General features: G+C 34.8%; 12 protein-coding genes. 3 read left to right on the top strand and 9 right to left on the bottom strand.

Annotated features, from left to right (window positions below; translation table 11 throughout):
* Positions 1 to 26 precede the first annotated feature (26 nt).
* The 4 genes from CF599_RS01525 to CF599_RS01510 all read right to left on the bottom strand — a co-directional run bounded on the left by CF599_RS01525 (position 27) and on the right by CF599_RS01510 (position 8,753).
* Positions 27 to 2,792 (bottom strand): PD-(D/E)XK nuclease family protein, encoded by a 2,766-nt coding sequence (locus CF599_RS01525; RefSeq protein WP_121964280.1) that lies wholly within the window; start codon positions 2,790 to 2,792, stop codon positions 27 to 29.
* A 70-nt stretch (positions 2,793 to 2,862) separates the two neighbouring features.
* Positions 2,863 to 4,263 carry an OmpA family protein gene (locus CF599_RS01520; protein WP_121964279.1) on the bottom strand — a complete coding sequence of 467 codons (1,401 nt, stop codon included), beginning with the start codon at positions 4,261 to 4,263 and terminating at the stop codon, positions 2,863 to 2,865.
* A gap of 110 nt (positions 4,264 to 4,373) precedes the next feature.
* Complete coding sequence (gene kbl / locus CF599_RS01515) at positions 4,374 to 5,567, bottom strand: glycine C-acetyltransferase (protein WP_121964278.1); 1,194 nt, start codon at positions 5,565 to 5,567, stop codon at positions 4,374 to 4,376.
* A 39-nt stretch (positions 5,568 to 5,606) separates the two neighbouring features.
* Positions 5,607 to 8,753, bottom strand: coding sequence for an exodeoxyribonuclease V subunit beta (locus CF599_RS01510; RefSeq protein ID WP_121964277.1), 3,147 nt, complete (start codon positions 8,751 to 8,753; stop codon positions 5,607 to 5,609).
* A 109-nt stretch (positions 8,754 to 8,862) separates the two neighbouring features.
* On the opposite strand from CF599_RS01510, the gene CF599_RS01505 reads away from it, so the two are divergent.
* Entirely contained in the window at positions 8,863 to 9,468 is a 606-nt protein-coding gene (locus tag CF599_RS01505; RefSeq protein ID WP_121964276.1) for a superoxide dismutase, read from the top strand.
* 141 nt (positions 9,469 to 9,609) lie between these two features.
* On the opposite strand, the gene pyk is transcribed toward CF599_RS01505, so the two are convergent.
* From pyk to CF599_RS01480, 5 genes are all read right to left on the bottom strand, one after another.
* Positions 9,610 to 11,040: a pyruvate kinase gene (pyk, locus tag CF599_RS01500; RefSeq protein ID WP_121964275.1), complete on the bottom strand. Its 1,431-nt coding sequence runs from the start codon at positions 11,038 to 11,040 to the stop codon at positions 9,610 to 9,612.
* A 4-nt stretch (positions 11,041 to 11,044) separates the two neighbouring features.
* A complete protein-coding gene (locus CF599_RS01495) occupies positions 11,045 to 11,533 on the bottom strand; it encodes an IPExxxVDY family protein (RefSeq protein ID WP_121964274.1) in 489 nt (162 codons plus the stop codon).
* Positions 11,534 to 11,631: 98 nt separating this feature from the next.
* Entirely contained in the window at positions 11,632 to 12,378 is a 747-nt protein-coding gene (gene rnc / locus CF599_RS01490; protein ID WP_121964273.1) for a ribonuclease III, read from the bottom strand.
* Between the two features lie 15 nt (positions 12,379 to 12,393).
* The gene (gene fabF, locus CF599_RS01485) at positions 12,394 to 13,647 is read right to left on the bottom strand and encodes a beta-ketoacyl-ACP synthase II (protein ID WP_173835506.1); all 1,254 of its coding nucleotides are present in this window, start codon (positions 13,645 to 13,647) and stop codon (positions 12,394 to 12,396) included.
* A gap of 200 nt (positions 13,648 to 13,847) precedes the next feature.
* Positions 13,848 to 14,084, bottom strand: a complete 237-nt coding sequence (locus CF599_RS01480; RefSeq protein WP_002988156.1) for an acyl carrier protein — start codon at positions 14,082 to 14,084, stop codon at positions 13,848 to 13,850.
* A gap of 196 nt (positions 14,085 to 14,280) precedes the next feature.
* On the opposite strand from CF599_RS01480, the gene CF599_RS01475 reads away from it, so the two are divergent.
* A complete protein-coding gene (locus CF599_RS01475) occupies positions 14,281 to 14,841 on the top strand; it encodes a phosphoribosylglycinamide formyltransferase (protein ID WP_121964271.1) in 561 nt (186 codons plus the stop codon).
* 7 nt (positions 14,842 to 14,848) lie between these two features.
* A complete protein-coding gene (gene rnhA, locus CF599_RS01470; RefSeq protein ID WP_121964270.1) occupies positions 14,849 to 15,322 on the top strand; it encodes a ribonuclease HI in 474 nt (157 codons plus the stop codon).
* Positions 15,323 to 15,325 lie beyond the last annotated feature (3 nt).

The raw sequence follows: 15,325 nt of genomic DNA, 5'->3' as shown, positions 1-15,325 counted from the left end.
AGGAAAGCAAGAGCTTTCCTATTTTTCTATAACTCATTCTGTATAAAATCAATATCAGGATTAAGTATCTCTAATAACAGAGTGACTAATTCCTCTTTAAATAAAGCTAATGTATCGTAAGTAATCTCATGATTAACTTCATTCCTTCCCTCTCTAACCCCAAAGAACAAGAATCCTTCCTTTCTATTTTTAAAAGAATAAATACCTGCCTCTACAGATTGATTCGGATTATTCTTAGTGTACATTAATGCATAACATAACAGCTGAATAATCTTATCATTTTTTAGATCAAGGGTTAGCCCTTCCCAAGTACTTAATTTTACATTATTAGATTCTACCTTTCCACTTTTATAATCAATAACTCTAATCACGCCATTTCTCTCCTCTATTCTATCCACAAAACCAAATAGATTAATAGGATATGGCAATCTATCATCCTCTAAAGTATAGGTTAATTCTGTCTCTAATTCTAGAAGTAGAATATCATCTCCTTCCTTCAGTTTATTCAATTCCTCTTCTAGGAAATGGTACACATTACGCTTAGCCACCTCAAATGCAAGCAAATTCTTACCAATCTTCTCTTTATCGCTATTAAAAACTTCTTCGAACTGTGCTTGAACTTCTACATCTGCTTTGCTCTGAATATTTTTAATAATATCTACCGTAAGCTTCGCTCCTTTATAAGGTTTATATAGATTCTCTAATGAATTATGAATAATAGTCCCCAGCGTATTTAAAGCCACACTCTCCTCTACCTCTTCTACTTCTTTAATACGCAATACTCGCTGCATATAAAACTGTATAGGATTGCGCAGATAATTAGATAATGCCGACGGAGAAAACCCTTTCGTTGTTGAAATATTCTTTAACTCCTCTTGTAATAATGTAGATTTAGGCACTTGTATTAACTCATTCGCCTTCTCAGGTAAATCAGCAGAATAAGTAACATATTTCACATTATGTGTATCTAATTGCTCTACTTCTAACTGAGTTAAGAATCTACTCTTCTCACCAGCATCCATCCCATCAGCCTGCGAGTTATATAGCAAATATACATTCTTCGCTCTTAATAACAGATGATAAAAGTGATAGCTATAAATAGCATCTTTCTCTTTATAAGTCGGCAAACCTATCTCACGCTTAACATCATAAGGTATAAATGAATTTATCGACTTACCTGCAGGAAATTTACCTTCATTAACAGAAGTAACTATAACCGTATCAAAATCTAAAACACGACTTTCTAATACTCCCATAATTTGTAATCCTTGTAAAGGCTCACCTTCAAAAGAAACCTCAGACATATCCATTACTTGTTTATATAGAGAATATAGAGTATCATAACTTTTAATAAAATCATAGCGTTGACAGTATGATACTAGTCTGTTAAGCATTTGAAAAGACGAATATAAGAATGTCTTACTAATACGTTCACTATGCACCTCATCATTTAAACTTGCCTTAATAGCTAATACTATCTCAACCAAGTTCTGCAATATCTCAACAGGAGTACGATCTTTCCAAGCATTAAACACTAATGCACGCATTGGAAAATCACTGTCAGAAATCCATTCATTAAAACGGTTTAAGCTAAAGAAACTTAAGTTACGGTTATTAATTTCTTTAATAACTTCCTCAGGAACTATAATCTGCGCTAACACAGGATTCGTTAATACATCTAAGATCTCTTTATAATAAACGACGTATTGCTTCCCCGAACGGCGTATAGCAGATAAGTGAAGTTTAAATATTTTGTTTAGCAGTATCTGTATCGGGTTACTTTTACCACTATATCCCATAGTAATATTCAAACTCGAAACAGTCGATGGCAAACTATGTAATACTGGCAGAAGCAAGTTCTCCTCACCTAATACTACCGCTACTTTCTCAAGACGAGAAGCCTCTTCACCAAGTGATTCTACTATCTGTCCTGCTATTTTAGCCTGTCCTACACTTTTAGGTGTCTGAATAACTTGTATGTTTTTTTCTTTGCCAAACTCATCTACAATCCACTCAAATGGATTATACTGATAATGTTGCCAACTATTTTTGATCCTGCGTAAGAATAACCCCGCGTCATGATAAGGATCCTCTAAAAAGTGTTTATCTATATCCCAAAATACCTTTCCTCTTTTCTCCAATAAGAAATGCTGTATAATCTGCTCCTCTGCAGCATTTAAAGCATTAAACCCTGCAAAGTAAAATACCTTGTCGTTACTACCTAAGTATTCTTTATGAAGCTTTACAGCCTCTCTATAGATCATCCCCTGATATCCTACTCGTTCATTTAATAGTACTTCATATAACTTATTATAATAAACTGGTATTTGTTCCCAGAAGGCTAAGTAACTAGTTATTAAATCTGTTTTCTTTTCAGGATCAAGAGACCAATGCTTAATGTCTTCAATATTTTTTAAATACGAAAACACATAATTTGGATCCAGTAAATATCTATCTACTTCATTAAAATCACCCAATAACATATTTGCCCAACTTGAGAACCGTTCAAAATCATGGGCATTTGCTTGTTCTATCTCTTGATAAACAATATAAAATTTAAAGAGAAGTTCTATAGAATCAATTCCTCTAATACCAGAAATCTGCTGTATAAAGTCTTCAATATTTATAATCTCAGGTGCGAACACACTTGTCCTATAATATTTCTTCAAGTTTTCTAACAAAAAGACTTTCGCACGTTTATTAGGCAAAACGATAACCAATCTCTCCATAGAGTTTGGAAAATCAGCGCTAATCTGTGCACTCAGCTTATCTAAAAATGTATTCGATTCCATAAAAATAAAGGTACAAAAAAAACGCTCCGATTACTCGAAGCGTTTTCTATAGTATTAAGTTTTAACTCAATTATTTAGCTAATTGAATCTCAACACGTCTGTTTAACTCACGTCCTTTAACTGTTTTGTTAGAAGCGATTGGATCAGCTGATCCGTATCCTTTAGAAGTTAATCTAGAAGAATCGATTCCTTTTTCAATTAAGTAAACTTTTACAGCATTTGCTCTGTTGTCAGATAATGGTAAGTTAATTTTGTTAGAACCTGTACTGTCAGTATATCCAGCGATGTGGAATTTAGCAGTTGGGTATTCTTTCATAATTTTAACCATGTTATCTAAAACAGCATAAGAACCGTCTTGGAAAGTGTATTTTCCAGTGTGGAATAATAAAGTTTTTCCGTAATCGTTAAGCTGTTTTACTTGTTCAGCTTTGATTTCTTTAACTTCAGGACATCCATTGTTAGAAGCTGGACCAGGTACATCTGGACATTTGTCTAAATGATCAGGCACTCCGTCTCCATCTCTATCTGGCCATGGACAACCTTTGTTTTCTTTTGGACCAGGAACTTCAGGACATTCGTCTTTGTTATCTGGCACACCGTCTCCGTCAGTATCAGGACAACCGTTGAATTCAGCTAAACCTGGAACGTCTGGACACTCATCTTTATGATCTGGAATACCATCTCCATCAGTATCAGGACATCCGTTGAATTCAGGTAAACCTGGAACGTCTGGACACTCATCTTTGTGATCTGGAATACCATCTCCGTCAGTATCAGGACAACCGTTGAATTCAGCTAAACCTGGAACGTCTGGACATTCGTCATATTTATCTAAGATTCCATCACCGTCAGTATCTTTACCTCCAAATTGGAAACGGATACCTGCGAAGTGTTGAATGTGTGAAGCAACACCTACATCTGGTAATCTAGAATCAGAGAATGAATGTTTATAAGTAGATTGCACTGTTAAAGCAACGTTCTTAGTAAACCAGAAGTTTAATCCAGCTCCACCATTAACTGTTCCTTGACTTGCATCCCCCATAAAAGTATAACCTCCACCAACTAAGATGAATGGATCTACTACTTTTGATTTTAATAATTCTTTGAAGCTATATTTAACCTCTGCGTCAATTCCGTAGTAAGTTAAATCTCCTGGGTTGTATTTCTCATACCCCTCAGCTTCTGGTTTGATAAACTTGTCAATTTTATTAACTGACCCTACTAAACCAAGTGAAAATCCATCACCTAAGTATCTAGCTACATTTAAGTAAGATACTGAAGGTAGAATATTCCAATTGCTAGTATTAAAATACCCTCCCGTTCTGTGTGCGAAGCTGCTAGAAGTACTAACTTTAGTATCTACTGCGTTAGCTCCAACAGTTACAGCCCATGGATGGTCAGCATCTTGAGCGTGAGCTGAAAGCCCTGCACAAAGTATTGCTGCTGCAAATAATTTGTTGAAATGTTTCATAACTTTTATTTTTACTTTACCGTAATATTATAGCAAAAGTACAATTCTCAAACAAGATTTACAAAAAATTTCGTTAAGAATCGTGCTTTTTATTGCACATAGCTTTTAAATTAGATAACTTTTAGCTCTTTAGCCACCTTAGTAAAGGCTGCAATCGCTTTATCTAAGTGCTCTTTCGTATGAGCCGCAGATAGTTGAACTCGTATTCTAGCCTTGTCTTGAGGAACCACTGGATAGAAGAATCCGGTCACATAAACCCCTTCTTCTAGCAAACGATCCGCCATAACTTGAGATAATTTCGCATCATAAAGCATTACTGGAACGATAGCAGAATCTCCATCAATAATGTCAATTCCTGCATTTTTCATCCCTGCTTTAAAGTAGTTTGTATTCCACTCTAACTTATCTCTTAAAGAAGTATCATTCTGAAGTAATTCAAATACTTTTATAGAAGCCCCAACAATCATAGGTGCTAATGAATTAGAAAATAAGTATGGTCTAGAACGTTGTCTTAATAATTCTATGATCTCTTTTTTACCTGTAGTGTATCCTCCCATTGCTCCACCTAGTGCTTTTCCTAATGTTCCTGTGATGATATCCACACGTCCCATTACGTTTTTAGCCTCTAAAGTACCTTTACCTGTTGCACCGATAAATCCAGCAGCGTGACACTCATCTACCATTACCAACGCATCATACTTATCTGCTAAATCACAAATCTTATCTAATGGCGCTACTAGACCGTCCATAGAGAACACTCCATCTGTAACGATAATCTTAAAACGATGCCCTGCTTCATTAGCTTTAATCAACTGCTCTTCTAATTCTGCCATATTGTTATTCTCATAACGGTAACGAGCAGCCTTACACAATCTAACTCCATCAATAATAGACGCGTGATTTAAACTATCAGAGATGATAGCATCCTCTGCTCCTAATAATGGTTCAAATACACCTCCATTTGCATCAAATGCTGCAGCATAAAGAATCGTATCTTCTGTACCATAAAAATCAGCAATCGTTGCTTCTAATTTTTTGTGAATATCTTGCGTTCCACAAATAAAGCGAACTGATGACATCCCAAATCCGTGTGTATCTAAAGCTTCTTTCGCTGCTTTAATTACTTCTGGATGTGATGACAACCCTAAATAGTTGTTTGCACAAAAGTTTAAAACCTTATCCCCTGTTGATACAGTGATCTCTGCTCCTTGTGGAGAAGTAATAATGCGTTCCTTTTTAAAAAGTCCATTATCCTCTATTGACTTTAATTCATTTTGAAGATGTTCTTTAATCTTTCCGTACATATTATATATTTTTAGCTTTAAACGTTTTTATACTCTATTCTACAAATGTATTATATTTAAGTTCTCTCCGGTATACAGCAAGGTCATTTTAACGACTTCATACCCCATTTCAACTAAAGACTTACCATAAGATTGCACTTGTTCCTTATACTTCTCATCTTCTTTACCTGTCTTGTAGTCTAAGATATACGCTTGCTTACCTCTTATCACTACCCTATCAGGAATAGTATTACGCTGATACGGGCCTATGATAACACGTTCATTAAACACGATATTATCTGCTCTAAAGAAAATCTCTAACTCAGGGTGACTTACTATCTTTTGTATAATATCTATAAAATTATCCTTAGCCTCTTCCTGTATCATTCCTTTTTCTAGACCTTCATTAACTGCACTATCCACATCCTTATAATCTGTAACGAAAGACATCAACTTATGCACTAGGTTACCATACTCTATCGCCTTCTGATTATGTGAATCCCACATCAGCGCCTCTCTCTGAGCAATCTTAATAGCTTCAAAGTCTAAAGCTTTCTTGACAGGAAGAATCATTTTATTCACTTCTTCTGTCTCTACCTCTCTTTTCTTAGACATTCTTTGATTAACACCAAATGAATAAGACATATCTACATCATTATAAACCCCCTCTGTCACTAAGAACTCTAAAAAGAACTTAGAGAGGTTATTTTTAAACTCCCCTTTACTTGTTACATTCTTATAACTAATAACATATAATTGTTCTTCTGCACGTGTAAGCGCAACATATAGAACATTCACATTATCTAATAACATTTCTTGTTCTTTCTTCTCATAAAGCTGTTGAGCGTACTCACCATACTCCATTACCTCTTTCTTAGAATCAACTAATGCCTTGGGAAACATAATGTGATCTTTATCTGTTTCTATATTTACCCATAGTTTATCTCTACTTGGCCTAGTAAAGTCTTCTTCTGCAAATGGAAAGATTACTACAGGAAACTCTAATCCTTTAGATTTGTGGATAGTCATTATCTGCACCGCATTACGCCCTTCCGGAGTAGGTATACTAAACTTTTGGTAATTTGTATTCCAATATTCTAAGAAGTCACTAATCCCAAACTGACTCTTTAGCGACTTTTCTAAAACTAAATCTAAGAAATATAAAACGTAAGAATTAGCTCCTTTATCCGGCATAAATGCTAAAATGATTGCCTCTACAGCATCATAAAGCGATTTAGAACGACATGCCTCAAACGAAATAGGTACTCCATTATCAACTAACCAAGCTTCGAATTCCTCCTCTAAAAGGAATGATAATCCCTCCTTGATAAAATCGTGCTTCTTACTTACATCTTCTCGCTTAGAGCCGATGTAATATAACATCATCATCTTCGCTTCTAAGTCTCGATCTGTCTTAAGAAACTTAAGTACATTAATGATTAGACGCACTTCACTAGCATTATTAATCAACAAAGAGTCTGAAGATAATATCTCCAAACCATTCTCTGTTAGGAAATTAGCAAGTAACACACCGTGATTTCTCTTACGTGTCAGAATAACAATATCTTTTAGATCAAAACCTTGTTCTACTGCTTGGTTAATAGCTCCTAATGTGGCATTAGCATACTGCATATCTTTAACCTCAGGTTCCTCACTTTCATCTTTCTCTAAGAAAGTAATATTAACATACCCTCCCTCTTTACTATTTACTTCTTGATGGCTATTATTTTCATAAAGATCTTTATAATCTTCATTGATAAAATTACGTGATACATCTTTAAACAGTCTGTTATTAAAATTAATCACCTCTGCATAACTTCTGTAATTTCGCCCAAGATTAACCGTCTGCTTTTCTGGATTAGAGAATGGATTCTCATCTTTACTCAAGGCAATAAACTGCTCTGCTTTACCACCTCGCCAGCGGTATATAGACTGCTTAGGATCTCCTACGATCATTAAACTTCCTTTCACACCAGCATAGTCTTCACCTGCCAATGCATTATCTATAAGCGGCACTAAGTTCTGCCACTGCATCTCAGAAGTATCTTGAAACTCATCTATAAAGAAATGATGATAACGCTCTCCTAAACGCTCATAAATAAATGGCGCAGGTTGATTCTGTATTTCATTGTGAATAATCGCGTTAAACTGTGTAATAGACAAGATGTTATTTTCTGCCTGTATTTTATCCATCTCTTGCCCGATAGTACTTAGCAATGACAATGGCGTTAAATTCTTTAAAAATGCCTTATAAAACGCTCTACGTGAGTATAAATCATATACCTGAGCAAGCATTCTTAAAAAATCAGGAATAAAAGCCTCTATTAGTTCTACATCTTTCGTTGTTTTCTTAATCTTAATATCATCAAACTCGTGATATCTCTTCGTAGTACCAACAGTATCAGATATAACATTATCAATGTGTTTAATAAAATATTGTCCAGAGAATGACGTCTTATCCATTCCTTTGGATTCTATTAAATCAAGAATACTTTTTCCTATTTCAATACTCTCTGCAGTAAGATTCTTTATTTCAATACGAAGAAAATCTCTTACTTTCACAAAGTCCTCCAAAGTGTGGTTAGAAAATAAAGCAATCTCTTCTCTATTATTTTCATTTAATAATAACGAGCCTACTTCTTTTAGCTCTCTTGTGATATCCCAACTCTTGTCGTTATCTGCCTTATCAATAGAGAAATCAATAAGCAAATCTGTCAATTCACTATCTATACCCGCTTTTGCTATCACAGCATCAACAGATTCTTGAAGCAATTCGTCTGAATCTAAAGAAACCTCAAATGACATTGGCAGTTCTAAATCGAAAGCAAATGAACGAATAACTTTATGAGTAAATTTATCAATAGTAGAAATATCAAATGAAGCATAATTATGAATAATACTTCTGATAATACGTCCTGATTTAGCCTGTATAAAATCCTTCTTTAATGCTGTCTCTTGTTGTACTTGGTCAAAAATACTTTGGTATTTTGGGTCAAGTACATCTTTTGAAAAAGCGTTCAAACAAGATACCACACGACTCTTCATTTCAGCCACAGCTTTATTAGTAAATGTAATAGCTAGGATCTTTTTATAGGCATCGTCTTGTCTATCTAAAAGTAATATCTTGAGATACTCTTTCACTAGAGTATGCGTCTTACCTGAACCAGCTGATGCGTTATAAATTGAAAATGAAGGCTTATATATCATTCTAAAGGGATTTTATTAACTTATATTAAACATTAGAACCTTTCGCTATTAGGCTTTATTTGTGTAATTTTGAAATAAAATTAATACTAATCTTTAAATAATACGAATTATGGCTTTCGAATTACCAAATTTACCTTATGCATATGATGCATTAGAACCACATATTGATGCTCGTACGATGGAAATCCACCATACTAAACATCATAATGCTTATACTACTAACTTAAATGCAGCTATCGCTGGTACTGATTTAGAAGGAAAATCTATTGAAGATATCCTTGCTAACTTAGATATGACTAAAGGTGCTGTACGTAACAATGGTGGTGGATTCTATAATCACAACTTATTCTGGACAGTAATGTCTCCTAATGGAGGTGGTGAACCTACTGGTGAATTAGCTGACGCTATCGCTAAAGATTTCGGATCATTCGAAAACTTTAAAGATGCTTTCGCTAAAGCTGGAGCTACACAGTTCGGGTCTGGATGGGCTTGGTTATGTGTAAAAGACGGAAAATTAGAAGTATGTGGTACTCCTAACCAAGACAACCCGCTTATGCCAGGTGTTGCTTGTGGTGGTACTCCTATTTTAGGTATGGATGTATGGGAACATGCTTACTACTTAAACTACCAAAACCGTCGTCCTGACTATATCAATGCTTTCTTTAGCGTAATTAACTGGGCTGAAGTTTCAAGAAGATACGCAGAGGCAAAATAATATAATTTTGCACCTTTATTACAAACTATTAAAAGCTCCTTATTGGAGCTTTTTTTTATAATTATGATTCAAGAGTTATATACTAACAACAAAAAAAGCCCAGAATACAATTCTGAGCTTTTATATCTAATTCTAAAGTAACTACTCTACTTCAGATATTCTTAATGTATTTACCATACCTTTTTCGATAATTGGCATTGCAGCTAAGTTGATAACCATATCCCCTGTAGTAGCAAGTCCTTTTTCTTTAACCATAGCATTAATATCCTCTATAGTCTCATCAGTACTAACATACTTATCATAGTAGAAAGCTTGAACTCCCCATAACAAGTTTAATTGCGTTATGATACGACGGTTAGAAGAGAATACTAAAATATTACTATTTGGTCTCCAAGCCGAAATTTGGAATGCTGTATAACCACTATTTGTTAATGTACAGATAGCTTTTGCTTCGATATCATTTGCCATTAAAGCAGCGTGATAACAAATATTCTTAGTGATATAACGGTTCGTTTTGATTGTAGGAGGACTTTGAGGTACCTTAATTAATGGAGAAGTTTCAACACTTTGAATAATTTGTGTCATCTTCTCGATTACTTGTACAGGGTAAGCTCCTACAGATGTTTCACCTGATAACATTACTGCATCAGCACCATCCATTACAGAGTTAGCCACATCATTCACTTCAGCTCTTGTAGGTGTAAGACTAGAAATCATAGTTTCCATCATTTGAGTAGCGATGATAACAGGTATTCTAGCATTTTTAGCCACATGAACTAATTCTTTTTGAATCAATGGAACTTCTTGTGCAGGAATCTCAACACCTAGATCTCCACGAGCCACCATAAGACCATCACAGTAAGCTACTATTTTCTTAATATTCTTAACTGCTTCAGGTTTCTCAATTTTAGCTACGATAGGAATTTTGTGATCTGAGTGTTTATTAATCAAATCTTGTAAGTCCATTAAATCTTCTGGCGTACGTACGAATGATAATGCCATCCAATCCACTTGTAATTCACAAGCAAAAATAGCATCTTTAATATCTTTTTCAGTTAACGCTGGTAAAGACACCTTCGTCATTGGTAAGTTTACTCCTTTTTTAGATTTAAGAGGACCACCTTGTACTACTATCGTTTTAACTTCATCAACACCATTAGTCTCTAATACATCGAAGATAAGTTTTCCATCATCTAATAAGATTCTCTCACCTGCATTTACATCAGAAGGGAACTTCTTATAGTTCATATACACGCGTTCAGCGTCTCCTTTAAACTCTTCTTTCGTAGAGAACGTAATTACATCTCCTGGATTTACAATAACATCCTCTGCCATCACACCTACTCTTAATTTAGGGCCTTGTAAATCACCTAAAATAGAAACAGTGTATCCAAATTCTTTATTTAAATCACGGATTATATTTACTTTTTCCTGAACATCTTTATAATCAGCGTGTGAAAAGTTGATTCTAAAAACATTTACACCAGCTTTGATCATATCATGTAATACCTCTCTTGTACTAGATGCTGGTCCTAACGTTGCTACGATTTTCGTCTTTTTTTGTGCTAACATATTTTTAAAAAATTAAGTTCGTTTTATTTTTCAATATCTCCTGCTTGATTTCATAAGCAGCCGAGATAAACTTTACTGTATTAAGTCTTTCAATGATTGTACCAATTTCGAATTGACTATCCGTTTCTTCGATTTTAATCAAATAATCGACCGCTTTTAGCTCGGGCAGTAAATACCCTTGTTTTGTTACTGGATGATTTGCTGTGACAAATAATGGTGAATCCAAACCTGATTCAGGAATTAAGAATGCCTTATTCGCGACCACTTTCCAATAAACATGATGATCAATATCATCATACTCATAAAAAGAAAAATAAGCGTGTCCTACATCTGTAAAGATATCAACATCTACTTTGCTTCTTTCTAGATTAATCTCAAGTACTGAATTAATAAAATACATTACCTTATAATCTTCTTTACGGGAAGTATGTATAGCGATCAAGCGATAATCTTCACTATCAAAGTCTTCAAGCTTATGTTTTATTATACCCATATGAGAAATTCATTACACAAAGATACAACTTTTATTCAGCTACTTATATGTAAAAGGCAGTATAATAGATTATAAAACCGTTAAGAAATTAACAATAATTATTGTTTTATCTGCTCTTGAAAAGCAAAATAAGCTCTTTGAGAAGCTTTCTCTTCTGCTTTCTTTTTAGAAGTAGCTCTTGCTCTTGCTACAAGTTTATCGTCTATGAACAGACGTACACCGAAGTACTTTAATTCTTCTGCCGTGTCTTCCTCGAAAGTATCGTATTTAAACGTATGCTTCCTTTTCTGACACCATTCGATTAATAGACTCTTATAACTAGTGATTTTTGTTTCTAGCTCTTGAATACCTGCTACTGTACTAAGTAGTTTCTCGTGGATGAACTTCTCACATGCAGGATATCCTCTATCTAGATAGATTGCACCGATTATAGCTTCTAATAAATTACCATGAATATTCTCTCCGAATTGCTGATTACCCATCTTACTCTCTACATGAGAAGCTAAGTCAAGATCTTTACCTATCTGGTTTAGATTCTCTCGACTAACAATCTTAGAACGCATTTTAGTCAAGTATCCCTCATCCCCACTAGGAACTTCAATATACAAGTATGATGCAATTACAGAGCCTAACATAGCATCCCCCAGGAACTCTAATCGCTCATAATTAACAGGATGTCCTGTGTCATCACACTTGTTCATAGAACGATGTGTAAATGCAACTTTATAATAAGATAAGTCTACAGGTTTCACTCCAACTATCTGAGTCACCTTTCGACAAAAATTCCCGTCTTCAATACTGAAGGAACGGGAATTGTTGAATATTCTATTTAGTAACTTTTTCATCTTTATAGGATGATATTACTTCTCTAATTTTTTAACTAGTACACATGCATTGTGACCACCAAAACCAAATGTATTACTCATACCTACCTTAACTTCACGTTTTTGCGCTTTGTTAAAAGTAAAGTTTAGTTTAGAATCGATTTGATCATCATCAGTGAAGTGATTAATTGTTGGAGGTACTATTCCATGCTCTAATGAAAGAATAACAGAAATAGTTTCGATAACTCCAGCAGCTCCTAATAAGTGACCTGTCATCGACTTAGTCGAGTTAAGATTCATATCATAAGCATGCTCTCCGAATACATTAAGAATAGCCTTAGATTCAGCTATATCTCCTAGTGGAGTAGAAGTACCATGCATATTTAACACATCTACATCTTTAGCTTCTAAACCAGCATCTTTAAGACAGTTGATCATTACATTAGTAGCCCCTAATCCTTCTGGATGTGGTGCCGTCAAGTGATGAGCATCTGCAGACATACCTCCTCCACCGATTTCACAGTAGATTCTAGCTCCACGAGCTACAGCATGTTCATATTCTTCAAGAATAATAGCTCCTGCTCCTTCACCTAATACAAATCCTTCTCTATCCTTGTCCATTGGACGTGATGCAGTCTGTGGATCATCATTACGTGTAGATAAAGCATGCATTGCATTAAATCCTCCAATACCAGCGATAGTTACAGCTGCTTCAGAACCTCCTGTTACGAAGATATCCGCCATACCCAAACGGATATAGTTAAATGCATCTATAATAGCGTTAGTAGATGAGGCACATGCAGACACAGTAGTAAAGTTAGGCCCTCTTAGACCATACTTCATAGATATATGTCCACCTGCTAAATCTGCTATCATCTTAGGGATAAAGAATGGATTGAACTTAGGTATTCCGTTTCCTTGTACGAAATTAGTCACTTCATTTTGAAAAGTTTCTAAACCTCCGATACCTGAACCCCAGATAACTCCAGCTCTATCTAAATTAATTGCTCCTAAATCTAATCCTGAATCCTGTATTGCTTCGTCAGCACTTACCATGGCATACTGAGCGTAACGGTCCATTTTACGTGCTTCTTTTCTCTCAATAAAATCCTCTACGTTGAAGTTCTTCACTTCACACGCAAACTGAGTTTTGAAATTGGTAGCGTCAAAATATGTAATGGGTGCAGCTCCGCTTACTCCATTAATTAGGTTGTTCCAATACTCTTGAATATTATTTCCAATTGGCGTTAGGGCACCTAAACCGGTTACAACAACTCGCTTTAATTTCATAAAATAACTTATATGGTTTGTACTATAAAAAAAAATCCCAACCTTCACTTTTGTAAAAAAAGGAAACATCGGGGTGTTTGTTTGATTGTATTTGTTAGATTGTTGCCAATCTGTCCTTTTTTGTTTCTTTCAAAAATTAGTCATTTTCAAAAAAATAATAACACCCACGTGACCTTGAAAGGACACGTGGGATATCATTATTATTTTTTAGCTTCTTCTATGTAAGAGATAGCTTGTCCAACTGTAGCAATGTTTTCAGCTTGGTCATCTGGAATTTGAATATCGAATTCTTTTTCGAACTCCATGATAAGCTCAACAGTGTCTAGTGAATCAGCTCCTAAATCATTAGTGAAGCTTGCTTCTGCTACAACCTCGTTCTCGTCAACGCCTAATTTGTCAACGATAATCGCTTTTACTCTTGATGCAATGTCTGACATAATCTTTAATTTTAAATTTAATTTCGTAGGCAAAAATAAAAAACTTTATTTTAAAACCTGATTTTTCATGTTAATTGTCGGTGCGAAATTATAAAAATTATTAATACTTATCGCTATTTTTCTATTTATTGTCAGTTATTATTCTTTTTTTTGTACTTAATTATCGTACTCACAACCTCATAACACAACTAACTACATGAAAAAAATAGCACTATTCGCCTCGGGTTCAGGCAGTAATGTAGAGAACATCATTAACTACTTCGAAAATAAATCTATCTCTAATCAATACCTTATTTTGGTTAATAACCAAAGTGCTAAGGTAATAGAAAAAGCCGAAAAAAGAAACATACCGGTTGTCCTTTTTGATAGAAATATGCTAAATGAAGGTGTTGTCTCTCAAAAATTAGAACAATTTCAACCCGATTTAATTGTATTAGCAGGTTTCTTATGGAAATTTCCTATTGACCTTGTTAAAAAATATCCGAATAAAGTAATTAATATCCATCCTGCTCTTTTGCCTAAATATGGCGGCAAAGGGATGTATGGGCACTTCGTACACGAAGCTGTTGTAGCGAATAAAGAAACCGAATCTGGTATCACTATACACTATGTGAATGAGAATTATGATGAAGGAGCTACTATATTTCAAGCTACAACAACTCTAGACCCTACGTTCTCACCAGAACAAGTTGGAGCTGCTGTACTAAAACTAGAGCACTTACACTTTCCTCAAGTTATCGAAAAACTACTATTTTAAATATAAAATGAATTTACCACAAGTAATACTCTATACTGATGGCTCATCTAGAGGTAATCCTGGCCCTGGTGGCTATGGACTAATATTAGAATGGGCTGGTCGAAATGTCTATAAAGAAGCATCGCAAGGATATCGCAAGACTACTAATAACCGCATGGAACTATTAGCTGTAATCGTCGGACTAGAAATGCTAAAAAGCGAAGGCACATCAGTATTAGTTGTATCTGACTCTAAGTATGTAGTCGATGCTGTGGATAAACGTTGGGTCTTCGGATGGGAGAAAAAGGACTTTAAAGACAAGAAGAACCCTGATCTATGGCAACGCTTTTTAAAAGTATATCGCAAACACAGTGTACAATTTAAATGGGTAAAAGGTCATAATAATCATCCTATGAACGAGCGATGTGATGTTCTTGCAGTTAAAGCTGCCACAGGAACCAATCTACTCATCGATGAATACTATGAATCAATAGAGGATTAAAAA

The organism is Myroides sp. N17-2, assembly GCF_002286775.1.
GTDB lineage: Bacteria > Bacteroidota > Bacteroidia > Flavobacteriales > Flavobacteriaceae > Flavobacterium.
Note: the sequence above shows the minus strand (reverse complement) of the source record. Positions and strands in the feature narration are given on the sequence as shown.